22 protein-coding genes, 1 tRNA gene and 1 pseudogene are annotated in these 23,420 nt (G+C 45.9%); 14 read left to right on the top strand and 10 right to left on the bottom strand.

Going from position 1 to position 23,420, the window contains the following annotated elements; genetic code table 11:
* Window positions 1–355 precede the first annotated feature (355 nt).
* The 10 genes from QUA83_RS05870 to QUA83_RS05825 all read left to right on the top strand — a co-directional run bounded on the left by QUA83_RS05870 (window position 356) and on the right by QUA83_RS05825 (window position 9,842).
* Window positions 356–1,249, top strand: coding sequence for an AraC family transcriptional regulator (locus tag QUA83_RS05870; protein WP_333292078.1), 894 nt, complete (start codon window positions 356–358; stop codon window positions 1,247–1,249).
* 880 nt (window positions 1,250–2,129) lie between these two features.
* A complete protein-coding gene (locus QUA83_RS05865; RefSeq protein ID WP_333292077.1) occupies window positions 2,130–2,354 on the top strand; it encodes a hypothetical protein in 225 nt (74 codons plus the stop codon).
* A 502-nt stretch (window positions 2,355–2,856) separates the two neighbouring features.
* Window positions 2,857–3,420 carry a hypothetical protein gene (locus tag QUA83_RS05860; RefSeq protein ID WP_333292076.1) on the top strand — a complete coding sequence of 188 codons (564 nt, stop codon included), beginning with the start codon at window positions 2,857–2,859 and terminating at the stop codon, window positions 3,418–3,420.
* Between the two features lie 123 nt (window positions 3,421–3,543).
* The gene (locus QUA83_RS05855) at window positions 3,544–5,079 is read left to right on the top strand and encodes an HlyD family efflux transporter periplasmic adaptor subunit (protein WP_333292075.1); all 1,536 of its coding nucleotides are present in this window, start codon (window positions 3,544–3,546) and stop codon (window positions 5,077–5,079) included.
* Between the two features lie 745 nt (window positions 5,080–5,824).
* Window positions 5,825–6,535 carry a helix-turn-helix transcriptional regulator gene (locus tag QUA83_RS05850; RefSeq protein ID WP_333292074.1) on the top strand — a complete coding sequence of 237 codons (711 nt, stop codon included), beginning with the start codon at window positions 5,825–5,827 and terminating at the stop codon, window positions 6,533–6,535.
* 134 nt (window positions 6,536–6,669) lie between these two features.
* A complete protein-coding gene (locus tag QUA83_RS05845) occupies window positions 6,670–7,050 on the top strand; it encodes a hypothetical protein (RefSeq protein WP_333292073.1) in 381 nt (126 codons plus the stop codon).
* 41 nt (window positions 7,051–7,091) lie between these two features.
* The gene (locus tag QUA83_RS05840) at window positions 7,092–7,439 is read left to right on the top strand and encodes a DUF1036 domain-containing protein (RefSeq protein WP_333292072.1); all 348 of its coding nucleotides are present in this window, start codon (window positions 7,092–7,094) and stop codon (window positions 7,437–7,439) included.
* Window positions 7,440–7,747: 308 nt separating this feature from the next.
* Window positions 7,748–8,161: a hypothetical protein gene (locus QUA83_RS05835; RefSeq protein ID WP_333292070.1), complete on the top strand. Its 414-nt coding sequence runs from the start codon at window positions 7,748–7,750 to the stop codon at window positions 8,159–8,161.
* Between the two features lie 108 nt (window positions 8,162–8,269).
* Entirely contained in the window at window positions 8,270–9,544 is a 1,275-nt protein-coding gene (locus QUA83_RS05830; protein ID WP_333292069.1) for a S8 family serine peptidase, read from the top strand.
* Window positions 9,545–9,614: 70 nt separating this feature from the next.
* Entirely contained in the window at window positions 9,615–9,842 is a 228-nt protein-coding gene (locus tag QUA83_RS05825) for a hypothetical protein (RefSeq protein ID WP_333292068.1), read from the top strand.
* A gap of 9 nt (window positions 9,843–9,851) precedes the next feature.
* Here QUA83_RS05825 and sfsA read toward each other — a convergent pair whose 3' ends face one another.
* A complete protein-coding gene (sfsA, locus tag QUA83_RS05820; protein ID WP_333292067.1) occupies window positions 9,852–10,586 on the bottom strand; it encodes a DNA/RNA nuclease SfsA in 735 nt (244 codons plus the stop codon).
* A 534-nt stretch (window positions 10,587–11,120) separates the two neighbouring features.
* Here sfsA and murJ point away from each other — a divergent pair.
* Complete coding sequence (gene murJ / locus QUA83_RS05815) at window positions 11,121–12,734, top strand: murein biosynthesis integral membrane protein MurJ (protein ID WP_333292066.1); 1,614 nt, start codon at window positions 11,121–11,123, stop codon at window positions 12,732–12,734.
* A 76-nt stretch (window positions 12,735–12,810) separates the two neighbouring features.
* On the opposite strand, the gene QUA83_RS05810 is transcribed toward murJ, so the two are convergent.
* The 3 genes from QUA83_RS05810 to moaC form a co-directional block, all read right to left on the bottom strand.
* The gene (locus tag QUA83_RS05810) at window positions 12,811–13,113 is read right to left on the bottom strand and encodes a DUF3181 family protein (RefSeq protein ID WP_333292065.1); all 303 of its coding nucleotides are present in this window, start codon (window positions 13,111–13,113) and stop codon (window positions 12,811–12,813) included.
* A 64-nt stretch (window positions 13,114–13,177) separates the two neighbouring features.
* Window positions 13,178–13,435 carry a 2TM domain-containing protein gene (locus QUA83_RS05805; protein WP_006633890.1) on the bottom strand — a complete coding sequence of 86 codons (258 nt, stop codon included), beginning with the start codon at window positions 13,433–13,435 and terminating at the stop codon, window positions 13,178–13,180.
* Window positions 13,436–13,523: 88 nt separating this feature from the next.
* Window positions 13,524–14,045 carry a cyclic pyranopterin monophosphate synthase MoaC gene (gene moaC / locus QUA83_RS05800; RefSeq protein ID WP_333292064.1) on the bottom strand — a complete coding sequence of 174 codons (522 nt, stop codon included), beginning with the start codon at window positions 14,043–14,045 and terminating at the stop codon, window positions 13,524–13,526.
* Window positions 14,046–14,123: 78 nt separating this feature from the next.
* Between moaC and QUA83_RS05795 the strand changes: the two genes are divergently transcribed.
* Window positions 14,124–14,197: transfer RNA gene (locus QUA83_RS05795), tRNA-Arg, on the top strand.
* 252 nt (window positions 14,198–14,449) lie between these two features.
* On the opposite strand, the gene QUA83_RS05790 is transcribed toward QUA83_RS05795, so the two are convergent.
* The 3 genes from QUA83_RS05790 to QUA83_RS05780 all read right to left on the bottom strand — a co-directional run bounded on the left by QUA83_RS05790 (window position 14,450) and on the right by QUA83_RS05780 (window position 19,015).
* Window positions 14,450–15,694 carry an MFS transporter gene (locus QUA83_RS05790; protein WP_333292063.1) on the bottom strand — a complete coding sequence of 415 codons (1,245 nt, stop codon included), beginning with the start codon at window positions 15,692–15,694 and terminating at the stop codon, window positions 14,450–14,452.
* 158 nt (window positions 15,695–15,852) lie between these two features.
* Entirely contained in the window at window positions 15,853–17,040 is a 1,188-nt protein-coding gene (locus tag QUA83_RS05785) for a glycosyltransferase family 4 protein (protein WP_333292062.1), read from the bottom strand.
* A gap of 250 nt (window positions 17,041–17,290) precedes the next feature.
* Entirely contained in the window at window positions 17,291–19,015 is a 1,725-nt protein-coding gene (locus QUA83_RS05780) for a DUF2079 domain-containing protein (RefSeq protein ID WP_333292061.1), read from the bottom strand.
* A gap of 53 nt (window positions 19,016–19,068) precedes the next feature.
* Between QUA83_RS05780 and QUA83_RS05775 the strand changes: the two genes are divergently transcribed.
* Complete coding sequence (locus QUA83_RS05775) at window positions 19,069–20,307, top strand: histidine kinase (RefSeq protein ID WP_333292060.1); 1,239 nt, start codon at window positions 19,069–19,071, stop codon at window positions 20,305–20,307.
* A gap of 54 nt (window positions 20,308–20,361) precedes the next feature.
* Here QUA83_RS05775 and mutT read toward each other — a convergent pair whose 3' ends face one another.
* The 3 genes from mutT to QUA83_RS05760 all read right to left on the bottom strand — a co-directional run bounded on the left by mutT (window position 20,362) and on the right by QUA83_RS05760 (window position 22,521).
* Entirely contained in the window at window positions 20,362–20,766 is a 405-nt protein-coding gene (mutT, locus tag QUA83_RS05770) for an 8-oxo-dGTP diphosphatase MutT (RefSeq protein ID WP_333292059.1), read from the bottom strand.
* 233 nt (window positions 20,767–20,999) lie between these two features.
* Window positions 21,000–21,341 carry a DUF760 domain-containing protein gene (locus QUA83_RS05765; RefSeq protein ID WP_172187001.1) on the bottom strand — a complete coding sequence of 114 codons (342 nt, stop codon included), beginning with the start codon at window positions 21,339–21,341 and terminating at the stop codon, window positions 21,000–21,002.
* A 220-nt stretch (window positions 21,342–21,561) separates the two neighbouring features.
* Window positions 21,562–22,521 (bottom strand): RNA polymerase sigma factor, RpoD/SigA family, encoded by a 960-nt coding sequence (locus QUA83_RS05760; RefSeq protein WP_333214865.1) that lies wholly within the window; start codon window positions 22,519–22,521, stop codon window positions 21,562–21,564.
* Window positions 22,522–22,998: 477 nt separating this feature from the next.
* Here QUA83_RS05760 and QUA83_RS05755 point away from each other — a divergent pair.
* Window positions 22,999–23,420, top strand: a pseudogene (locus tag QUA83_RS05755) (hypothetical protein); the annotation flags it as partial.

Below are 23,420 nucleotides of genomic sequence, written 5' to 3'. Positions count from 1 at the left end.
AGCTTACAGGCTTATTTCCTCTGTTGATTTTTCGTTTCTCTGGGTCTTTTGCGCCTAGAACGCTTGATGATTAGACATCTCCAAAAACTATTTTGGGGAGTAGGGTGAGGCACCCTGCCGGCTCTTGACTAGCGTTTCAGTTCTATGTATATTCAGAGATTTTAGTCGCCTATCGCCCTATCAAACGTAAAATTAAATAAACCGTAAAGTTTCACTATTAGGACTTACGCATAAACTCTCTCTGTAGGGCGAAACACACCGCACCTTATCGATACCAATAGTGTAGGAAAGCTGTTTTTACGTAATTCCTAACTATTAAACAGAAAGATAGTTTTGTAGCGGGGTACAAAAAATCATGTCTGAAAGTAAAGTTCTTTTTGTCGATTCAAATCAAGAAAACCACTTTCCCCAGATATTTCCTCAGTTGCCGATCACGAAGAGCGATCGCGCAATTTGGACTGGCATCAGTTTAGAATACCACCGCCAGCCTCCGTTTGAAACTCCCGAATATGCGATCGGCTCCTACCAGATCGGCATCAACCTCGGACAGAGTTTCCAGATGGAACGAAAAATTGACGGCAAGTGGGAAACCAAGCAAGTGTTTCCAGGTGCACTCGGTCTTTGTCCGTTCAATTTACCTCACGAACTTCGCTGGCACGATGAAATGAATTTACTCTCTCTTAATCTCGATCGCGAATTCATAGTTCGCAGCGCACTGGAGTTATTCAATACCGAGCAAGTTGAGTTATTGTGGCCGATGGCATTTCAAGATCCGTTAATCCAGCAAATAGGACTGGCACTCAAGGCAGAAGCGCAATCAGATGGCGGGGGCAGCCGGCTTTATGCAGAGACAATGGCGAACGCACTTGCCGTACATTTATTGCGGCATTATTCGACGCAAGGGGAGCGTAAAATCAACGGCAAATGGGCAATGTGTCCGCACAAATTGAGGTGGGTTCAAGACTATATCAACGATTATTTAGAACGGCAATTCAGTGTAGCTGAACTGGCGGCGATCGCTCAACTCAGTCCCTACCACTTTTCCCGCGCTTTCAAACAATCTGTTGGTATCAGTCCGCACCAATACGTGATTCAACAGCGGGTAGAACGGGCAAAACAATTGCTGTTGCAAGGAAAGATGAGTTTGTCTGAAATTGCGATGGCTTGCGGTTTTTCTCATCAAAGTCACCTCAACCGTCACTTCAAACGCTTGACTGGAGTGACTCCCAAGAATTTACTCAAGTCATAGCAAGAATGTGCAAAAACAGCAATATCGTGCAATACAGGTAATGTGCCGTTCGCCATCATGAAAGGTAGACAGCGAGGCAATCCTTCTCTCCTTGGGGAGCAAGAAAAATTCTTGCCTTGAACTAACGTACAGGAGGAAATCCGATGGTAAGGATTCAGGTATAAAAACTTGCGGCTCCAACGCTTGTCTGGCAAGGGTTTTAGGGCAAAATAAGGGTTTTTGTCTTTCGTGGTTAATTGTCAATAAACGAGGAGAAGTGACAGTTTTCCGTGGTTTATTGAGAATAGAGATTGATTTAGTATCAAGCTCCATATCTAAAGTCTTTGCCCAGCAAGGAGTTCAGTGACCTGAATCCTTACATCCGATGAATACGATGCAACCTAAGAAATCGCAAACCACAAAAAACGAGCCAACTCAAGGTCTGTGGAAATAACTCAGTGATGACGTAGCAAGCCAATATTTTGGCGGGCAAAATACGAGCGAGCCACGCGTTTGGTTGTCACTAGCAAGGCGAATGCACTGCTGGGAGGATCTAGAGGGGCAACAAACTGTCTGTGAAAGTTACTAGAGTGACGAACGTCGAATAAGTTTACGGATTCAAAAAATCCAAATGTTCCCACGGAAGGGAGAAAAATGTTTCGCAAACACCAAACTAAAAATTCATCGAACTCAGTGTTGGATGTTAAAAAAATACATCCGCTAGTGATGGATTTAAACGAACAGAGTCAGGAATCTATTTCTGGCGGATAACTCCCCTTAGAGTTGGAGGCTGAGTTACCAACTTTATCTGCGATCGCTCTCCCTTCTTTTCTTAATCAAGCCAACAAGGCAAAACAATAGTAATTGTAACAGGAGGCTTGGAAATACTTAATCAGAGTTCTTGGCTGAGCATCGCAAACTTCAGGATATTTCAGATCCGCAAGCCAATTTAATCGCAGGCGGTCAAGTTACCAGCGTTAGTCAACTTTCGGATGTTCTGCCAATAGATGTGAGTACCGAACCCAATAAAAACCGGGGAATGCTGTCTAACAACTTTAAATCCCTGGGATTGGCAGCACTGTCTGCTACTATCCGGGCTCTACTCTTCGCCAATTCATTTAGTTAAATAACATCAAGGAGACCAACAATGTTTACGAAAACACCAGTCAATAATTTATCGAAGTCCATCTTGGATACTGTTTTCTTGGGAGAACTCACAGTAGCGTTAGACGAACAAAAGGAAGAATTATTCTCAGGAGGAACTTTATTACCTAATCTTTCGCTGAGCGCTATAGCTACACGCACGCAGCATTGTGATGTCGATTTTGTGTGTGGTGAGGATGATAAAGGCGAGACTATTTGCATACAAGTCAGGTAGTAAGGAGTAGTTTCATAGGACTTACGCAATGGAGTAATTTTTACACTTTTTACACTATCTGTGGGGTAAGGTGCGCCGAAGCCCACCCTACGTATAGAGTTGGTGCATAAGTCCTGTTTGAGGGCGATCGGGATATGTGGTGGATAGGTTTAATATTTCTCCGTTTATTCTTTCGCCCTTCAAGGAACGCTTAGCAATCAAGACAGGATAAAACTTCAATTTTTCAGGGATATATCTGCACGAGGTGATTATGATGCAATTAAAACGTCTCATATTTCTGACAGCGAGCGCGGGGCTTTTTACGTTTCCTAGTGCCGCTGTAGCCAATGACCAAGATGTTCAAGCAACAACTATTCCTGCTAGTGCTTGTCGCCCGGAAAGTAACACTGCGGACGCAAGGGTCAGGATGGTGAACGGCGCTTTTATTTTCAATACAAATAGTACGGGAACAGTAAGATTCTTTTGCCCCCTGCCAATCAACAGGTTGACAGTATCCGATTCATCAAACGACAACGATTTGACAGGGTATCGCGTCTACTACCGGGATACGGATGGCACTGGAAATCTGGCTGAAATCACGACGCGGCTTTTCTACCGCAATAGCAGCGCTGGCAGTTCCATAGCAGTTGGTGCAGCGTGGGGTTCTAATTCTAACCCTAGCAACTCGACAGTCAATACATCTTTCTTTGTTGGACAAACTCACCAATTTGAGTCTTTTAGGCTCTACTTTTTTGTCGTGACTATGAGGCGGAATAACATAAATCAAGACCCGGCATTTGGCGGTATCGACTTTATTCCTCCTCAAGTACCTTAAGTAGCATCAAAAATAAACTCATCAATCTCCACGCCGCCCATGCTTGCGCTTGGAGAAACCGCAAGCGTGGATGGCATGACGTTATTGGAAAGCCACGAACCACTAACTAATGACGGATGACTAATGACTACTGACTCTTCTTTTGACTTTCTCCGCACTGCCAAGCCGGATGAATTCTTGCCACCCGTCAGCCGCTGGATAACGGCGGGCGGATTATTTTTGTTGGCAACTTTTGGCGGGTCGATCGCCCTTGCTGCTGTCGCTAAATATAATGTTACCGTCAGAGCTCCCGCTACCGTCCGTCCTGCTGGTGAAATCCGCATTGTAGAAGCGGCGACAGCAGGCACGGTTAAAAGCATTCAAGTCAAAGAAAATCAGGCTGTCAAACAAGGAGATACGATCGCCCTCATCGACTCTTCCCAACTTTTAACTAAACAAAGCCAACTGCAAGGAAATATCCAGCAAAACCAACTGCAACTGCGTCAAATTGCTGCTCAAATTAGCGCTTTAGACGATCGCCTAGCAGCGGAAACCCAGGCCATCGAAGGCGCAGTTGCCTCTGCCCAAGCTGATTTAAGCCGCAGCCAGCGGGACTATGGAGAACGACAAATTACCTCGCTGGCTGAAGTTGAAGCGGCCCAAGCTAATGTACAATTAGCTCAGTCGGAATGGGAAAAATCGCTGCCGGAATTGCAAAAAGAACAGGCTTCCTTGCAAACAGCCACAGCAAATTTAAAGGCTGCCGAGGCAAATTTAAAAGCAGCCGTTTCTAAGCGCGATCGCTATCAGTCTATCCAAAAAACAGGCGCTATTTCGCTGGATTTAGTGGAGGAGACGAAACTTGCCGCACAGCAGCAAGAACAAGCCGTGGCAGGGCAAAAAGCCGCCGTAGAAGCGCAAAAAAAAGCAGTTGAAAGCCAAAGAAAAACCGTTGACAGGCAGCGACAAGCTGTTGAAGTGTCGGCTGCTAAATTGAAAGTTGTTGAAGCTGCCCTGAATCCCAGTGCCGCACCCGTGGCGATCGCCCAACAGCAAATTGCTCAAGAAAAAGCCAAGGGTGAAGCAGCTTTGGCAGCGTTGAAAAAAGAACGATTAGTTTCGATTCAGAGTCGCGCTGACATCGAAAATCAAATCAATCGCGATCGCCAAGAGCTCAAACAAATTGATACCGAACTTGCAAAAAGTGTCGTTCGTTCTCCAGTAGACGGCACCATTCTCAAACTAAATCTGCGAAATCCCGGACAAACTGCACAACTCGGTGCGGCAATCGCTCAAATTGCTCCCGCTAATGCTGCGATTGTCGTCAAAGCTCGCGTCGCCGCTCCCGATATTGGTAAAATTGCGATCGGTCAAACATCTATCCTGCGGATTTCTGCCTATCCCTATCCCGACTACGGCGTACTAGAAGCGAAAGTTAGTGCGATCGCACCCGATGCCATTGCTGGTGAAAATAACAGTCCGCCTTACTATGAAGTGACTGTTATACCCCAAAGAACTTATTTAGTCAAGCGCGATCGGGCTATTAGCCAATCTGCCGATCCACAGTGCTGTCAGTATCATATTCAAGCCGGAATGGAAGTTACAGCAGACATTATTTCCCGACAAGAAACCGTACTTACATTTATTTTCAGAAAAGCCAGGATGCTCGCTGATGTTTAACCAACTTTACCATCACCCATTAGTATATTTGATGATGTAATTCACCCTGACGTTCTTAGGGCGAGTGTATGTACTTGTACGCACGGTATCTTTACCTATTTTCAAGTTTGCCGATTCACCAGTCAAATCAGGTATGGAAAAGCAACCTGCATCAACGCACTCAGCATTCTCGAAGCAGCGCCATCACCTAGCAATATTGCTGCCCTTGCTGTTGCAGGATTAGGCTTGTTTCTCTTCAAGATTAATAAACAGCTAGGTTTTTTTACAGGGCTAGGTGTTGAAAGCGATCGCGTTTTTCCCATAAGCGCGATCGTCTCCCCTGTATAAATTTATCTTTTGCGGATTTAATAGTAAAATTTTGTCTTGACTGAAAACAACCACGGTAGAAGCCCCCAGATAAATCCGTGGGGTCGCTTTCTTCAATCTCAAATCTAAAATCTAAAATTGATTGACTATCACCTTCTTTTTAGCCGATCGCTAATCTATACAATAGCCTCTATTTCGATTAACACAAAAATAAAATTTATGCAAGTCCCTCGATTATGCGACTGGTAACTAACAGCTAGTGACTGTTATTGTTAGTAATTAATTAAGAAAAGCAACTTAAATCAGGGACTGTCAAAAAATCTCAGAGTGCATTTCTACAGTTGTAGACCTCAACAAGAGTGAAATGAGCTAGATACCTGCACCGCATGAGTATCTGGTTTCGCCATTTTCACCCTGTATGCCAATGGAGATACTTCCCATGAATTCACAGACACCAAAGCGTCAGCGCGCCGTTATTTTGACATCTGAAGGTATTGATAAATTCCCAGCAGCAAAAGCTGAGGCAAAAAGTTACGAAAATTGCTACCAAAATTATAGTCTCGAAGTCGAGAGCGATCGCACTAACAAAGAGTCAGATAATTTCATTAAGGTATTAGTGAAGCAAATCTTGGATCGGGTAGGGGCGATAGTTGTCGAGATTGCAGGGCAGGTGCAATTCATTACTCAACGCGCCGAACAACTGTTGAACCAGTATTTTTTATCCCGCGCCCCGCACTCATTGCCAGAACTCTTACAACATTGGTTCAATCAACAGATATCGCGACTCACATTCAACGGCGATATGCCATCTAGCTGTTTACCATTGTACATTCAGCAAGCAGGAAAACAGTTGAGCGTCCGTCTGATTCCCGATCCCATTGGAGAGCAATATCTCTTGTTATTAGAGGAACAAGAACTGCAAGGCTTATCTATTTGTGGTCTGACATTGTTAGGACTTACCAAACGCGAGGCAGAGGTTCTCTTCTGGATTGCCAAAGATAAAAGTAATGCCCAAATTGCTAAAATTCTTGGTTGCCGTGAAGGAACAGTCCGAAAACATCTAGAACATCTTTACGGAAAACTTAGCGTACAAACTCGGACTGCTGCTGTGATGGTTGCTCTAGAAAAGTTGGGGCTGCTGCCCAAGTAATTTCTTGCAATATCTTCATAATCCTATACGCGGATCGTCGTATTGTTGCCCAACTGTATGTAGAAGAATATGAGATCAAACGCTACACGGAGCCTGTAACCTGTGCCCAACAAAAACTAACTACGGAAGTAAAAATGGAAACCAATAATGTAGACGCAACGGTCGATTTTGTCGATGTCGGTGTTCAGAAACAGGATTCAGCAGTTCGCGAAGGTCAATCAGATGCTAAACCGGGCATCGAAAATGAAACATTGCTTCACACGCTAGGCGCATCATCAATCTTCTCTGTGGAAAACAAAGAAGTTTTACCTCAAAAAAGCCAAGAAGATGCAACAGTCGATTTTGTGGATGTCGCTGCCCTGAAACAAGATTCGACAGCTCGCGAAGGGCAATCAGATGCTAAACCGGGCATTGAAAATCAAACGTTGCTTCATACCCTACGTGCATCATCGATGTTCTCTGTGGAAAACAAAGAAGTTTTACCTGAATTTACCCCTTCCACCAAAAGGACATAGAACCGTATTCATTGACAATTACTCATTGTAAGAGGTGGAATATGCTCACAATTTGCAACAAGTATACACATGGTGTTTGGGTAGCTATTATGTACTATCGTCCCAACTGTTCAGATGGTGGAAATTGGGCAAAAAAAGGTTGGTGGCGAATCAATCCTGGCGAATGCAAAGTGGTCTATGGAGGGAGTTTGCGTAGCCTGAATCGCTACTACTGCTACTATGCCGAGGCTGATAACGGAGCAAATTGGTCAGGGCCTTACGTGAGGCCTGTCCCTCCACAAGCATTTGACTGGTGTGAGTGGATAAGCAACACCCAAGCAACTAATGTAGGCTTCCGGTTGCTTGATATTAACAGTTACGACAATTTCACGCTGAATTTGACCGCATAAATCTGAGTAGCGTTGTCAAGTTACATTTTTCTTCTCAATTTAACTTGACAAATCTATCCAAGTATACATCTCCACTAATCATTGTGGAACAGGCAGGATGCCTGTTCAAGACTGCCTTTTCTGGAGAAGTCTAATAGGAATCGTAACAGTTACGTAAGTTGTTGCAATATCTTCATAATCATATACGCGGATCGTCGTATTGCTTGCCAAATTAATTTGGATAATTATGAGATAGAAAGCAGTTATTCAGCTTCGGCATATAGTGAGAAACTACTTGCCATTAACGTTAAATAACAAGGAAACAAACTATGTCTTCTACCAAAGAAATTTTTGTATCGAATTCTCAGCTAGAGCTTCCCACAATTCAGGAAAGCCAAGAGGCTAACCTTGAAGAGGTGCGTCAACTGGGCGCGCCTCAAGATGGAGCTTCGCCCGCAATATTGTTTGGTAATGGCTACGCTTATCGCCATGACTGGGGATTCAAGAAAGGACAGCACATCTTGCCTCTTAATTGGGGCTTAATCACACCCAACTCTCTCGTCTTCGTTGCGATCGGCGAAGGTGTTTCTCCAAATACCACGGCTGGAAAGAAGATCGGTGAGGCTCGATATACTCTCCATAACGTTTCCCCACAAAATGGTGTAGTCAAGATTTGGGTCAACATCGAGTGGGAACACAGCCTGATTCGGCTCTATGCTGACTATTTCGTATTCAACCCTTAGAAGCATGGATTAAATACAGGGCTGTTTCTTGACAAGTCACAGCCTGGGAATTCCATAAATTTCTTTGCCAACTCAACGCATTATCTAACACTGAATTAGAGGTATTTTATGTCTGAACAACCTAGTTTTCCCATCCCAGAAACTGCCCAAGCCGATGAAACAACAGGGCGTTACATTATTACTTTTCGCGAAGATGCAGTGACAGAAGGATTAGACCTCCTGAGCGACCAAACTGGGATCAGAGGACTGGCAAATGCAGCCGATTTCCCGGACTCTGCTCTAGACTTCGGCCAAATTGAAGCAGCAGGGGGAGCCGTGTTTCCTACTCTCGGCATAGCCGTTGTCACGTTAGATGAAGGGGGTTTTGGCAGCGTCATGACATCAGCGGGAGAGGATTCTGCGATTCTGGCGATCGAACCTGAGACCACTTTCTACGCCATTGAGGAGGGGTTGTCGGTAGATTATTTGCAGGGCTATCGCGATGCGGTGAATCACCTGTACGAGAAAGCCACTGCTACTACAGACGAAGCAGAAATCGAGAAACAAGTATGTTTTGCCGATGATACCGAGTTTACTTGGGGTTTGAAGGCAACGAAGGCGATGAAGTCTCTGTTGACTGGTAGCGGAATGAAAGTTGCGGTGCTGGATACGGGGATGGATCTATTACATCCCGACTTCGCGGGTCGATCGATCGTATCGCAGTCCTTCGTACCTGGGGAGGATGTACAAGATGGGATGGGTCACGGTACCCACTGCATCGGGACAGCCTGCGGGTTCAAGGATCAGAACGGTCGCAGGTACGGGATCGCTTACGAATCGACCATTTATGTCGGTAAAGTGTTGAGTAATGCCGGTAGTGGCGCTAGTGGCTGGATTTTGGCTGGCATGGAATGGGCGATCGCCAATGGGTGTCAAGTAATCTCGATGTCGTTGGGAAACACAAATCCCAAACCGTCTCCTGCTTACGAAACAGTCGGCCGCCGCGCACTGAAAAATGGATGTCTGATCGTGGCAGCCGCAGGCAACCACGGGCCCAAACCCGTCGGACAACCAGCCAATAGCCCGTCGATTATGGCTGTTGCAGCGATCAATAACTGTGTCCAAGTGGCTGCATTCTCGTCTCCCTCTGGCGTATTTCCAGGATGTAAAGTCGATATCGCCGCTCCGGGAGTGAAAGTATACTCATCACTGCCTGTGGATCAAGGGCGTTATGCTGCCTGGAACGGCACTAGCATGGCTACCCCTCACGTAGCTGGGATCGCTGCCCTGTATGCCGAATCGACTGGTAAACGAGGTTCTCAACTTTGGCAAGTGCTAACTTGTCATGCTATGGCACTACCATTACCAAGTGCTGTCGGAAGTGGCTTGGTACAAGCTCCGTGATGGAGAATACCCAGAGTCCCGACTTCTTTAAGAAGTCGGGACTCTAACCGCTATACCAAGGATGCTGAATATGTCTGATGAACAAGTAGAGCGCATCATCGTGACTGTTGACGACCAAAAATTACCGATAATTGAATCTGTTGTCACTGGCTTACAATCGGCGGGAATGAAGGTTGATCGGGTGCTAGCTGTTACTGGCATTATTACTGGAGAAGTTGCTCAATCGAAGCTAGAAGGACTAAAGAGCGTACCGGGCGTGGCTAGTGTCGAGATCGATCAAGAAATGCGGGCAATTTAAACTCATCAATCATTCAGGGGTTAGTAGATCCAGTTTTGCTAACCCCAAATAGCGAATGCCTTCCGGTGTCACGTCAAACCGACAAGGCAAAACTTCGACACCTTCACTCATAGCCTGTCTGAACAATTCTCCGTAAAGGCGATCGGCACTATCCCCCGGAGCAAAATCAGTACAATCCCCGCGATTAATAAAATACAGCATTACAGCCCTCGAACCCTGCCGCACCACTTCGATCAATTCCCGCAAATGTTTCTGTCCCCTCTCCGTCACTGTATCGGGAAATAGAGCCAACTCCTCTTTTACCCAAGTTGTATTTTTCACTTCCAGAAAAATCGGTTTTTCCTCACCAGTTAGCCAAAAATCAACTCGACTTTTTTTGTCTAGCCCGTAAACTACTTCTGGTTGAATTAAACTGTAATTGCCCAACTCGGGAAACAATTTCAATTCCAAAGCTAATTTAACTACTCGATTTGGTAGCCCAGTATTAACTCCCACCCAAGTTGGCAGAGTGTCGCAAACTTTAATTAATTCCCAAGTATAAGCTAACTTGCGTTTAGGATTGTCGCTGGGAGATACTAGCACTGGATTGCCCGGAATGTAAACACCCGTCATCGGGCCAGTATTCGGACAGTGCGCGGTGATTATTTCTCCCGAATCTAGTTCAATTTCGGCAAAAAATCGCTTGTAACGTTTGATGAGAATTCCGGGTAAAAGAGGAGGATATTTGTAAATTAAGCCAGCCATTCGATTTTAGATTTTAGATTTTAGATTTTAGATTTTAGGTTTGCGATTTTAGATTTTAGGTTTGCGATTTTACCTCTAACCAAATACCTGGCTCCCAACATTTGAAATAAGTCTGGGAACTCATACAGTCAGTCCTCAGTTATCAACTATAGCGGTTCTCAAGCGTGGTGAGGTATGGAGGCGAGTCCTATGCCTATGCCCTATGCCCTATGCCCTATGCCCAATGAGCAACTCATGTTACTGAGAAAGGCTATATATGTTATTTATCTGCTTTTATCAACTCATTTGTTTCATCATTTTTAGAGTGTAAATTGTAGATTTTAGATTTTAGATTGACGCATCATAGCACGAAACGACGGTTTGTAGTTAGGACGAATAGTCCCGATCGATTATTGAATTTCCGCAAGTCAGTAATATCGATAAAATTGGTATAAGCGCAATTACCTCTAGAAGTTTTATGAGTTCATGATATGATTCTCCCGATTCGCGATTAAAATAAGTGAATCCTTTTAGCATTAGCGTTTGTAACCATTTGTGTCCCAATTACAGAAGCCCTCTCGTTCCCTTGCAGGGATTGCCGGCATTGTCGCAGTCGCCACTCTAATTAGCAAAGTCTTTGGATTGGTGCGCCAAATTGCGATCGCCGCAGCCTTTGGAGTCGGTGTCGCCGTCGATGCCTACAACTACGCCTACGTCATCCCTGGTTTCTTATTTATTTTGCTGGGAGGGATTAACGGGCCATTTCACAGCGCCATCGTCAGTGTTTTAGCCCGCCGGGATAAAAAAGAAGCAGCACCCTTAGTCGAGACTATCACCACCTTAGTCGGGGGCTTGCTGCTGTTGGTAACAGTCGCTTTAATTATTTTTGCCGATCCGCTGATCGATTTGGTGGCACCGGGATTAAATAGAACAGCAGAAGGTTTACAAATTAAAGCAATTGCCGTCCAACAATTTCGGATTATGGCGCCGATGGCATTACTTTCAGGCTTAATCGGCATTGGTTTCGGCACTCTCAATGCTGCCGATATGTACTGGTTGCCTTCGATTAGTCCCTTATTTTCCAGCGTTGCACTTGTCGGCGGTTTGGGGATTCTCGCACTGCAACTCGGAGACAAAATTATTCAGCCGGAATACGCACTAATTGGCGGCTTAGTGTTAGCTTGGGGAACTTTAGCGGGTGCTGTTTTGCAGTGGTTGGTGCAACTAGCGGCGCAGTGGCGCGCCGGCTTGGGAACATTGCGCTTGCGGTTTAATTTTAAACGACCGGGAGTGCAAGAAGTAATTAAGGTGATGGTTCCTGCTACCTTATCATCAGGAATGCTGCAAATTAATGTTTATACTGATCTATTTTTCGCATCCTACATCCCTCAAGCTGCCTCTGCGTTGGGTTACAGTGGCTTGTTAGTTATGACGCCTTTAGGCATCATTTCTAATGTAATTTTAGTGCCATTTCTACCCATCTTTTCTCGTCTCACCGATCCGAGAGATTGGCCGGAATTAAAAGATCGAATTCGTCAATCTTTAATTTTGACTGCCCTTACGATGCTGCCGCTGAGCGCTTTAATGGTAACACTTGCAGGGCCGATCGTCCGCGTGGTTTACGAACGCTATGCTTTTGATCGAGAGGCCTCGCAGTTTGTCACGCCGATATTGATGGCTTACAGTATTGGAATGTTTGTGTATTTGGGACGCGACGTTTTGGTACGGGTATTTTACGCTTTGGGAGACGGGGAAACGCCTTTTCGCATCAGTATTATCAATATCTTTTTGAACGGTCTTTTGGATTATTTGTTAGTAGGAGCATTTGGCGCGCCCGGATTAGTTATGGCGACGGTGGGAGTGAATCTTGTTTCGATGATTATGCTTTTGTACTGTTTAAATAAAAAGCTGGGTGGCCTGCCTTGGGGGGAGTGGAGTTTACCTTTTCTGGGGTTAACTTCGGGCAGTTGTTTAACTGCTTTCGTTACCTTGGCTACTCTGCAAGCGTGTCAAAGAGTTTTGGGTACTGAAGGTTTGGTAATTCAATTAGTGCAGTTGAGTTTGCCAAGTTTTGTAGGGTTAGGGGTTTTTGCCCTGTTTGTCAGTCAAATGAAATTGCCGGAAGTTGATATGTTTGTCGATCGCATTCGGGGCCGTTTTCGCAAATAAATAAAATTGTCGGGGCGGGTTAAGGGCGAACTACCAGGCACAACGCCCACAATCTGCTTACAAAACCCGCCCTTTACTACATCTTCCGCTGAAATTCCTCAAGCACATCCATCAACTGAACTTGACACTGCATCGGAATCAAATCTGCCAGCGGCACTTCCCGCTTGCCGCCCCCCAACTTGACTGGAATTCCTTGCAAAACTTGTGCAACTTTGTCAGCATCTAAATCGCCATCTTCCAGCATCCGGTAAAGTTGTTCAGCAACAAGTGTATGCAGGTGGGCATCATTGAGATACAAATGCCACTTGGCAATATCAATGTAGACATTTTCGCCGATTTCGGCTGCTAAGGATTCGATCGCCTGTGTAGTATTAGCCATATCAAAAAAGCCGAAAGTTATTTGTTATCAATCAAAAGACTTAACAAATCGCCGCCAACTGCCTTCAGCCAGAATCTTTGGTGAGGGGCGAATAATCGGCGATCGCAAAATGGTAAATCGCGTGGGCCAAAACTACTAGAGCCCATCCACCCGTTACCGAAATTGCCCAAGGCCAATCAGCCTTTTGCAAATTGTGAACAAACCACAAACCTGAATTGGTAGCAGAAAAAAGACCGACGTGGATAGCAAAATTCATCCTGTCATCTAAACGGCGGTACTCTGGATCGTTGCGATCGGGTTTGCGGGGCCAACGAGGAGGCATAGTTTTTCACTTGATATTAGTAGTTCAGTGCCTATTTTAATCATAAGTGCAGCTTTTTGAATGCTGCATCCCTCTTTCGGCAGGAAACTTATGCCTCTACATTTTCATAGTCTCCAGACTTGCCACCACTTTTACTCACCAGGCGAATCGACTCAATGGCGATCGACTTTTCCAATCCTTTCGCCATATCATACAAAGTCAGCGCCGCCACCGAAACCGCAGTCAGCGCCTCCATTTCCACCCCTGTTTCCGCCTTAATTTTCACCGTCGCCCGAATTTGATACCCCGGCAACCCAGCATCAGGTATCACCTGCACCTCCACGCTACTCAGCGGCAGAGGGTGACACAGAGGAATCAAATGCGCCGTCTGCTTCGCCGCCATAATTCCAGCCAGCCTTGCAGTGCCCAACACATCACCTTTCGGCGCATTCCCCGCTTCAATCGCCGCAAACGTCTCCGGCAGCATCCGCACCCGGCCAGCAGCCACAGCTTGCCGCACAGTCGGAACCTTCGCTGAAACGTCCACCATTTGAGCTTCCCCGCTGTTGTCAAGGTGAGTTAGCTGTGCCACATCGGGCAATTTAGAAAAAGTTTGCGAAAGGTCTTGCATTATTTTGGTAATGGTGTTACTGTAAGATTCTGTGAGAAAAGAACTTAATCAATTTTAGATTAAATCTTAACTCAACAGGGGCTTGTAGCTTAGTTGGATAGAGTGCATGGCTACGAACCATGAGGTCGGGGGTTCGAATCCCTCCAAGCCCATTTAAAAACGTTATAAGCTGTGAGTTTTGAGTTTTGAGTTTTGAATTAAGAAATTAATTCAACTCAGGACTTAAAACTCAGAACTTTTTTAATCTTTGTGGAACAGGAATCTTGCCTGTTTTTCAGAATGCTGCGCGGGAACAAAAACCCGGTTTCTGCCTCAATATCTGTCGCATAGATTCACGATTTTTGGGAGAAACCGGGTTTTGTGGTAAGTCCCCTGATTGCCTCTTCCTTCTTGCTTCTGTTATATCATCGATTCAAAGCATAAATATCTTTGCCTCGACCGATCGCAAATTTCATCGAATTAGACAAGCCCTTGCTAGACTGAGTAATAAAAACCAGCAAAGCCAAGCCAGCGAGCCCAGCCGCAAAACCAAACATATTTCTGTAGCCAACTTGTTCCGCAACAAAGCCTAAAGTCGGCCCCGCAACCGCAATACCCAAATCAAATCCGCCAATACAAAGCGAAAATAAGCGGCCCCTTTCATGAGGTTCGCACCTGTCCGACATCAGCGTTACCATCATCGGCAAAACCGTACCGCCCGCGCAACCTTCAACCAAAGCTGCTATTAAAAAAGCACTGCTGTTGTTAGCAAAATACAACAATAACATAGATACGGCATAACAGATTAAGCCGCCAGAAATAAACAAGCCGCGGCCGTATTTGTCCGAAGCCCGTCCCGTGACCAACCGTATACCGAAACTGGCGATAGCCGCCGTAGAATAAAATAATCCAGGATTCAAATTAGCCTTAGTTTCTTGGATAAACAAAGGCATAAAAGTGCTCAACGTTCCAAATACTAAACCAACCACCAATAAAACTAAAGCCGGAATCCGCACTCTCGGATTCCAGAGCATTTGCCAGTATTTTTGGCTATTTTTGTCCTCAGATAGCGAGTCCGATTTTGTTAAATCTGCAAAATCAGGTTCCGCAATTTTGCAGGTAAAAAATACAGCCGTTGCAGCGAAAGCCGCCGACATTGCAAACAAAGGAGTATAACCAACCCAAGCTTGCACAAATCCGCCAATAGCCGGCCCAACTGCTAAACCAATAGGATTCACCAAGCTCATGTTACCGATTAATTCGCCCCGCTTTCCTGGCGGCGACAAATCTGTTACCAAAGCACTGTAAGCTGTAGTAAAAGCGGCGATACTAATGCCGTGAAAAACGCGAATAAGTAACAGTAAGGGGATAGATTGAGCTAACAGGTAGCCCAAAGGGGCGATCGCAGCGACTGACGCACCTAGAAGCAAAACTTGTTTTCGACCCCTGCTGTCGGCTATTTTACCTAACTTCGGCCTCGATAGCAAAAGTCCGATCGCAAATGCACCCATCACAAAGCCAATTTGCTGTTTTGTGCCACCCACAAATTGAACGTACAGCGGCAAAGTTGGCAGTAGCGAAGCCAAACTCGACCAGAATAGCAGGCCTGCGGTGAATAAAATCAGTAAGCTGCGTCTGGGTTGGGGCTCGATGTCCCTAAAAATATTCAAGATGCTAATTCCCTTTAAATCTTCCGAGTGCACTCAAAGTAAGTTCGAGTGTATCTATCATTGTGTTACAAATTCTTAAGATTTGCACCAACAAGGTTGATATTCGACTCACTGTCAACCGTCAACTGTCAACCGTCAACCGTCAAAAAAGAGCATTCTTACCAATCAACCTCAGCCCTTTCCTCCACCACCCGTTCATAAACCCACTGGGTTTCTATCGCCAACTTCGGCCAACTAAACCGGCGTTCCAAATCTTGATAAGCATTGTCAACCAACCACTGCGCGTAACCCGGATTTTTCAAAACCTCCAAAATTCCCCAGGCCAAAGAATCCCGATTGTTTGCCTCAGTAACAACGCCAGTTTTAGTGTGCAGCACCACCTCTGGAAGTCCGCCCGCATCCGAAACCACCACAGGCACTCTTGCAGCAAAGCTTTCTAACGCTACAATCCCAAAAGGTTCGTAAAGACTGGGGAAAACCGCGCAGTCAGCCACCGTCTGGAATTTGTCAAGATGTTCCTCAAACATGAACCCAGTAAAATAACACTTATTCCAAATTCCTAAATGCCAAGCTAAATGTTTGAGATGGTCTGTATTGCCGCCACCAACAATTACAATTTTCGCTTTACCCCCCATTTCCCAAATTACTTTAGGTGCCGCATTCAAAAATACACCAATGCCTTTTTCATAGCTAATTCTTCCTACATAATAGACAATTTTCTCATCGTCAGCAGCAAACCTGCGGCGGAAATCCATCGCGTCAAATTCGTGCCACCTGGGCTTTTTATCTGGTCTAATTCCGTTGTAAATTACCTCTATTTTGTTCCACGGAGTCGCGAGTACCCGTTCGGCTTCCCGCCGCATATAATCACTGCAAACTATTACCCGCCAAGAATTGTAAGCGAGGTCGTTTTCCTTGGCGTTAATGTAGCGCTGCCCGTCATTGTGGATGCCGTTGAAGCGCCCGTATTCGGTGGCGTGGATGGTGGTAATTAGCGGTACTTTAAAGGTATGCTTGAGGGCGATCGCCGCATCTCCCACTAACCAATCGTGAGCGTGGATGATATCAAAGGGGCCTTCCTCAAGCATCAGTTTCCCGCCTTGGTGGCCCATGCTTTGGTTGAGGTTCGCCACCCAGTGAAAAAAGTCCCTGGCGTGCCCCACCACCACCCGATGCACACGTATTCCTTCCACCACTTCGTACATCGGCGCGTGGCCGAACTCTACTGTAATTAAGTGAATTTCGTGCCCCAGCTTCACCAATTCTGGATATAGTTCCGATACGTGGCGGGCGATACCGCCTACGATTCTGGGAGGAAACTCCCATGCCAATACCAAAATTTTCATCTTTCTCCCTCCAAATAATTTATATAACTTAATGTTTAGGATTAACAGATTTATTGTATAATTATCAGCCTCAAATTTGAGTTGAGCGCAAGTTGATGCCCAATGCCTGACTTTTGGCAGCAACAAAGACAGAAAATCATGCCTAAACCTGGTTTTTGCATGAAATTGCTCGATCGCCATTACCTGAAAAAAACAGGTTTCCTCAAGATTTGAGCCACTGAGGGAAGCAATGGCGATCGTGTCTACCCGCTTACCGTTTCTTCAAAATCGGCTCCAATTCGCCGCGAAAACGGGTCCAAGCAGCAACCGATGCAGAATTAGAAACCGCACCCTGACGCATCAAAATCGCGCCGTCTTCAAAGCCAACAATTCCGTACTCTCCAGATTTGGACATTCGATCGATCGCCGGTACGATCTCCCGCAACTGTCCCCGTTCCGCGCGAAACGCAGCCTGATACTGCTGTAACTGCCACATATCGGCAATTACATATTGCATCTTCACTGCCTTCCCCGCATCATTGCGGAGTTCAAACATCGGAAACCTGAGAATTTCCCGCCTGCTTGACAAAATCGGCACAATAGTATTCGTCGCTGCCACGCTAGCATCAGCAGGAATTTGAGCCAATAGCGGCCGCACTTGCAAAACGTGCTGCCATTGTCTGACGAGAGGAACCTGCACCCAAGGATCGATCGCATCGGGCAAAATCCAAGAAAAAGTCCGATTTGGGTTAGAAGTGAAGGTAAAAAATAGCGACAAACAGATGCAAAACCCCCAAAAGCGGCGAAAATTTGAAGAAGAAGGCAGAGGAAATAAAGCAGAAGGAAAACGCAAAAACATTCTTTCCTCTTTCACCATTCTATCTTCTTCCTTTTGACGCTGGGCCCACCACAGAATCGCCCCATAAAAAAGCCCTGGAACCACAGTCATCGCATAACGAATATTAATCGCCAGCACCGACTCTCCTTTCGCTAAAAATAGCTTCAGCAGCGGAAATCCAGCTATCATCCAAGACGCAGGCGCGAAAGCAGGAACCAAAGCTAATGGCAACCACTGGCCAAGCAGGTATCTAATCTTACCAAAAAACGGCGTAAATAACTGAGCCACCAACCGCCAGGGATTGCTCACCATTCCCCAAATAATTTCTAGAGTAGAAGCTTCATCTCCATCGGCATATTGGCCGAAGCGCTCCATCATAAACCGCTGGGATATGTCAGCAGAAAATAAAGGCATAATCAGATTGGTCAGAACGATCATATAACCAAAACTGAGTATGCAGACAGCCAAACCAGTCCGAGGGTAGCGCCGGCTCAAAATCATGTACACTCCGACGCCAAATAAAACAACCCCCCCATCTTCTCGCACAGCCAAAATTAAAGTTGCCAGAATCCCAAACAACGGCCACCAGCGCTTCTCCATCGCCAGCAGCAAGCCAAAGACATACAGCGGCATTTGACAAATATCGTGAAAATTGCCCAAAGTCGGGCCGATGACCGCGTTAGCGCAGTAATAGCTCACAACAATTGTCGCCGACAGCTTTGGTTCCAGATAGTGTCTGGCGAGAGCATAGAGCACTCCTCCAGCCGCGGTAATTAACGTCACCTGCAACACAGTCAAAGTGACGGGCGAGGGAAACAGCGAGTAAATTGGCAGCCACAGCATTAGCGCCGGCGTGAAATGCTGCCCCAACCGGTAGTAAGATACTTCCGGGAGCTGATTTTGGTGAACCACATTAGTGGACAAAGCCGAAGAGAGGGAACTCTCAAACAAGTGACCCCGAGTGCCGTTCCAAAAAAGTTGATTGAAAATGCCTTGGTCGTAAGTAGCGTAAAAGCTGTAGTAGCGGTGCAGCGTCAGCAACAGGCACAGCACAAAAAAGGCGGCCGCCACTTGAACCACCACCCGCAGCGACTCATTTTTCTTCCATCTCAAAAATATCATCTGCCCGCCTGTAATGAAATTATCGGACAATAGCATAAATCTAAAGTAAGTATTAAATTAAAGTAGAAGTGAAATAACTCGGCTCGGCAATGCTCAATTATTTTCACCCGATCGAAAAGCTCAACAGCGTCCATCCCACACTCGGCACCAGCGGCACTGACTGTTCTCCCGAACAGCCGGTAAATCCCGCACCGCTTTTACAGCTTTTGCTGTTTGTAGACAAGCGTTCCTCTTCCCGGGAACAGACCAGACACATCCGCAAGTCCCTAAAGGATTTGAAGGCAGAGTGCGACTTTGAGCTTCAAATCATCGACGTAGGAGAACAGCCCGATTTAGCCGAACACTTTAAACTTGTAGCCACTCCCTCGCTGCTCAAAATTCATCCCGATCCCCGACAAACTCTCGCCGGCAGCAATTTAATCGCCCAACTCGAACACTGGTGGCCCCGCTGGAAGCGTTCTGTAGAAGAATACACAGCTCAGCAGCAGTCGGCCGCAGTTGTTGCGGAAACCCTGACTAACCAAAAACCCATCTATTCCGTTGCTTGCGCGGCCGAAATTGTGCAACTTTCCGATGAAGTTTTTCGCCTCAAACAGGAAAAAGAACACCTGCAAGAGCAGTTGCAGTTGAAAGACCGGATTATTGCGATGCTAGCTCACGACTTGCGTAATCCCTTGACGGCAGCATCTTTGGCTTTGGAGACTTTGGAGTCAAGTCAGAAGGTGAAAGAGGGGGAAAAGTCGCGTTTGACACCGAGTCTGGCGGCTCATTTAATGAAACAAGCCCGCCGCCAAATCCGAATTGTCGATCGTATGATTACAGATATCCTGCAAGCAGCCCGGGGTACAAACGCTCAACTCCACATTGAACCAAAAAGAATCGAACTGGGAGCGATTTGTCAAGATGTAATCTTGCAGTTTCAAGACAAATTTCAAGCGAAAAGTCTGAACATAGAAACAGACATTCCCGCAGATTTACCCTTGGTTTATGCCGATCCCGATCGCATCAAACAAGTCATGGTCAACCTGCTTGACAACGCCAGCAAGTACACCCCAGACCAAGGAACTGTTAATCTGTCCATTCTTCACCGCACCGCTTACAAAGTTCAAGTCAGCATTTGCAACAGCGGGCCGGGAATTCCTGAAGAAGATTGCGCGAGCATTTTTGAAGACAGCTTTCGCTTGCAGCGAGATAAATCAAAAGATGGTTACGGCATTGGACTGTCTCTGTGTCAAGGCATCATCCGCGCGCACTACGGTCAAATTTGGGTAGACTCTGTACCCGATAGAGGCAGTTGTTTTCACTTTACTCTGCCCGTCCAAAAATAAAAGTTAGCTGTCATTTGTCAGTTGTTCAGTAGCAACCGAATTTTATATTACAGCTCAACTTTTTCGCAGTGCAGCAATAATCTGTGCGTTTGCTTTGGGAAAAGTAAATTGGTCAATTTCGTCGAGTGTCACCCAGCGAATTTCATCGCATTCGATCGTTTGCGGTTCCCCGCTGACGTGGCGGCAGTGGTGCACGTATAGTCTAACTGTAAATTTAGTGTAGTCGTGGTCAATTGTAATCAAGCGATCGCCAACTTCTACGACAATCCCCAACTCCTCCATAATTTCCCGTTTTATGCAAGCTTCGATTGTTTCCCCAGGCTCTATTTTTCCGCCCGGAAACTCCCAGAAACCCCCGTGTAGTCCATGTTGTCGGCGTTTGTCAATCAAAATTTGTTGGCGATCGTTCCAGATTGCAGCAACGCCGATAACTTTGTGGGCCAAAGGAGGAAGAGACATATTAATTATGAATGGGGAATGGGGAATGGGGAATGGGGAATGGGGAATTTAAGAATAATATCAATAATTATTCAATTATTATTTAATCAACAATCTAAAACCTAAAATCTAAAATCAACCATCTAAAATCTAAAATCTAAAACCTAAAATCTAAAATCTAAAATCTAAAATATTAAGCCCCCATCTTGCGAGGGGGGGCTTGACACTTGGATCACTTAAATGTTAAGAATCTACTAATCGTCCGAGCCATGTCTCTCACTGGCTTGTATGGACTTTTCAAAAGTCATTCGCTGTTCGGCATTTTTGAGAAAATAACCGCTAATCATAGCTGAGGCGAGCAATCTACCCAAATGTTCGCGACTGGTAGTCACTGTCACCCCGAAGTGTTCCGAAGGCAAATTCCCCAATAGTCCAACAATATTTCGCTCCATTACTTGAAACACTTCGTGAGAAGTCGGCTTAGACAACTGAGAAACTGTGTCGGGAGCCATTGACTGCACGTATTGCCATAATAAGTTGGCATTTTCTCCGTCTTCTTCAAAGAATTCTGGGGATTTATTAGATGAGTTGCTCACGAGTACCTCCGTTTCAGAGACAGCTTGTTATGTTAGACGCGGGCGGTTAAATTAAATAACCCTTATCTGATGGCTGCTGATCTTTATTACTAAGTAATTACTAATGTAGCAGGACAGTCATAGCAACGAAGTGGGCACAACCGAATTAAAAGCGGCGGTTTTTACGATTTTAGATTGGGGATTGCAAGGGGGGAGACCCGATCGCCAATCCCCAATCTACCTAGCTGGCTAGATAATCGTTGATATCTTGCTTGCGTTTGCGGAGTTTGGTCAAAGCTTCCCGTTCTATTTGCCGCACTCGTTCCCGACTGATGTTGAGACGATCGCCTATTTTGGCCAAAGTTAGGGTTTGCCCGTCTTCTAAACCGAACCGCAAGGCGAGCACTTCTCGCTGTTGCTGAGTCAGTTCCGCCATTAGCTGGTCTAAGTCAGTTCGCAGGGAAGATTGCAGGGCAAAATCTTCCGGGGTAGTACCCGTATCTTCCAACAAATCGCCCAACTCTGTATCTTGATTGTCTCCCACGCGCAAGTCCAGGGAAAGTGGCAGGCGCGCGCGATCGAGATATTCGCGAATCTGTTTGGGAGTCAATTCTAACTCGGATGCCAATTCAGCAGCCGTGGCCGCGCGACCAAGCTGTTGAGCAAGTTGGCGCTGAGCTTTTTTAATTTTGTTGAGCTTTTCGGTAATGTGGATCGGTAAGCGGATGGTGCGGCCTTTTTCGGCGATCGCCCGAGTAATTGCCTGACGAATCCACCAATAAGCATAAGTAGAAAATCTGTAGCCCTTAGTCGGGTCAAATTTTTCTACTCCCCGCTGCATCCCGATCGTGCCTTCCTGAATTAGATCCAGTAAATCTACGTTGCGCTTGATATATTTCTTGGCAACAGACACTACCAGGCGGAGATTCGCTTCCACCATTTGGCGCTTTGCCCTTTCCCCGTTTTCGATCGTCCGCTGCAACTGTGCCTCAGACAGCCCAACTGCCTGTGCCCATTCAGCCGCCGTCGGGTCGCGGCCTAACTCTTCGGCTAAAATATTTTTCTCCTGATGCAGTGCGGTTGAGCGCTGTACCTGTTTCCCGTAGAGTATTTCTTGCTCATGGGTCAACAAGGGAACGCGGCCGATTTCCCGCAAGTAAGCGCGAACAGAATCTGTATCTGAGGACTTAAGAGTTTTCATGAGCTTTTCCCGCTGAGGATCTGTGCCTCTAAAGGTTTGCGGTAGTCGCAAACCCCTAGCTTTAGCTGGGAAGGAAAGCGGGCGGGGACTTGCGCTTTCCTTCCATTTAAAGAGGCTTAATTTTATGGTAGCTAGCTACTACTCCCAGTCAGCACCGTCTCAGGTTAGGTTTTGGTTGGGGCGTGCACAATACTACGTTATGTTAAGAATCTTAACATTTGTGAGAGCACTTGGCTACACTTCTTCATATTTATTTCATGCCAGCCTGGACTGTTGATACGAAAGTATCCGCTTTCCTGGCTTTACAGTTTGCATCAAGATAAACAAAATCCGCCACATCTCAGAGGGGTAGATTGGTATAGGGGGAGATGGGGTGAGCTGACAGGTGTAGGTTTTTTACGACGGGGTAGTATAAAGTCAATTAAACCAGGCGAAAATGAGGGTGTTGAAACGAAACAGGGGTGCAGGAAAAACCTAATGCTGAAAAATAAGCATCTCAAGGATTGGTCATGTATTGTCTCCAAACAAATGACTCACCTGTCAATACCTCAAGCGATTGGCTTAGCGACTTGGAGCTTCGGCGTAGTCATGACCAAATCTAGCAGCTTAACCCAAGTTTCGCATTTTATCGCCGAGCTCAACGGAGAAAAGCCGAACACAGTCCGTCAGCGATTAAAAGAATGGTATCAAGAAGCCCCAGCTAAAAAAGGACTTCATCGTCGTGAGTTAGATGTGAGTGGTTGTTTTGCTCCATTAATGTTGTGGGTGCTAAGTTTACTGCCGAAAAATCTTGAGGACATTGCCTTGGCATTAGATGCCACTAGCATCGGGGATAAATTTACAGTTCTGTCGATGAACATCTTATTGGGTGGGTCGGGAATTCCTGTAGCGTGGTGTAT

Source organism: Microcoleus sp. K1-B1 (assembly GCF_036704705.1).
Lineage (GTDB): Bacteria > Cyanobacteriota > Cyanobacteriia > Cyanobacteriales > Microcoleaceae > Microcoleus.
The sequence above is the reverse complement of the archived record's forward strand: the minus strand, read 5'-3'. Positions and strand labels throughout refer to the sequence as shown.

What these genes read in the sequence shown, in the direction of transcription:
- QUA83_RS05870 (WP_333292078.1), top strand. Translation starts at nt 356, where the DNA reads ATGTCTGAAAGTAAAGTTCTTTTTGTCGATTCAAATCAAGAAAACCAC.
- QUA83_RS05860 (WP_333292076.1), top strand. Translation starts at nt 2,857, where the DNA reads ATGATGCAATTAAAACGTCTCATATTTCTGACAGCGAGCGCGGGGCTT.
- QUA83_RS05855 (WP_333292075.1), top strand. Translation starts at nt 3,544, where the DNA reads ATGACTACTGACTCTTCTTTTGACTTTCTCCGCACTGCCAAGCCGGAT.
- QUA83_RS05850 (WP_333292074.1), top strand. Translation starts at nt 5,825, where the DNA reads ATGAATTCACAGACACCAAAGCGTCAGCGCGCCGTTATTTTGACATCT.
- QUA83_RS05845 (WP_333292073.1), top strand. Translation starts at nt 6,670, where the DNA reads ATGGAAACCAATAATGTAGACGCAACGGTCGATTTTGTCGATGTCGGT.
- QUA83_RS05840 (WP_333292072.1), top strand. Translation starts at nt 7,092, where the DNA reads ATGCTCACAATTTGCAACAAGTATACACATGGTGTTTGGGTAGCTATT.
- QUA83_RS05835 (WP_333292070.1), top strand. Translation starts at nt 7,748, where the DNA reads ATGTCTTCTACCAAAGAAATTTTTGTATCGAATTCTCAGCTAGAGCTT.
- QUA83_RS05830 (WP_333292069.1), top strand. Translation starts at nt 8,270, where the DNA reads ATGTCTGAACAACCTAGTTTTCCCATCCCAGAAACTGCCCAAGCCGAT.
- QUA83_RS05825 (WP_333292068.1), top strand. Translation starts at nt 9,615, where the DNA reads ATGTCTGATGAACAAGTAGAGCGCATCATCGTGACTGTTGACGACCAA.
- sfsA (WP_333292067.1), bottom strand. Translation starts at nt 10,586, where the DNA reads ATGGCTGGCTTAATTTACAAATATCCTCCTCTTTTACCCGGAATTCTC.
- QUA83_RS05810 (WP_333292065.1), bottom strand. Translation starts at nt 13,113, where the DNA reads ATGGCTAATACTACACAGGCGATCGAATCCTTAGCAGCCGAAATCGGC.
- QUA83_RS05805 (WP_006633890.1), bottom strand. Translation starts at nt 13,435, where the DNA reads ATGCCTCCTCGTTGGCCCCGCAAACCCGATCGCAACGATCCAGAGTAC.
- moaC (WP_333292064.1), bottom strand. Translation starts at nt 14,045, where the DNA reads ATGCAAGACCTTTCGCAAACTTTTTCTAAATTGCCCGATGTGGCACAG.
- QUA83_RS05785 (WP_333292062.1), bottom strand. Translation starts at nt 17,040, where the DNA reads ATGAAAATTTTGGTATTGGCATGGGAGTTTCCTCCCAGAATCGTAGGC.
- QUA83_RS05780 (WP_333292061.1), bottom strand. Translation starts at nt 19,015, where the DNA reads ATGCTATTGTCCGATAATTTCATTACAGGCGGGCAGATGATATTTTTG.
- QUA83_RS05775 (WP_333292060.1), top strand. Translation starts at nt 19,069, where the DNA reads ATGCTCAATTATTTTCACCCGATCGAAAAGCTCAACAGCGTCCATCCC.
- mutT (WP_333292059.1), bottom strand. Translation starts at nt 20,766, where the DNA reads ATGTCTCTTCCTCCTTTGGCCCACAAAGTTATCGGCGTTGCTGCAATC.
- QUA83_RS05760 (WP_333214865.1), bottom strand. Translation starts at nt 22,521, where the DNA reads ATGAAAACTCTTAAGTCCTCAGATACAGATTCTGTTCGCGCTTACTTG.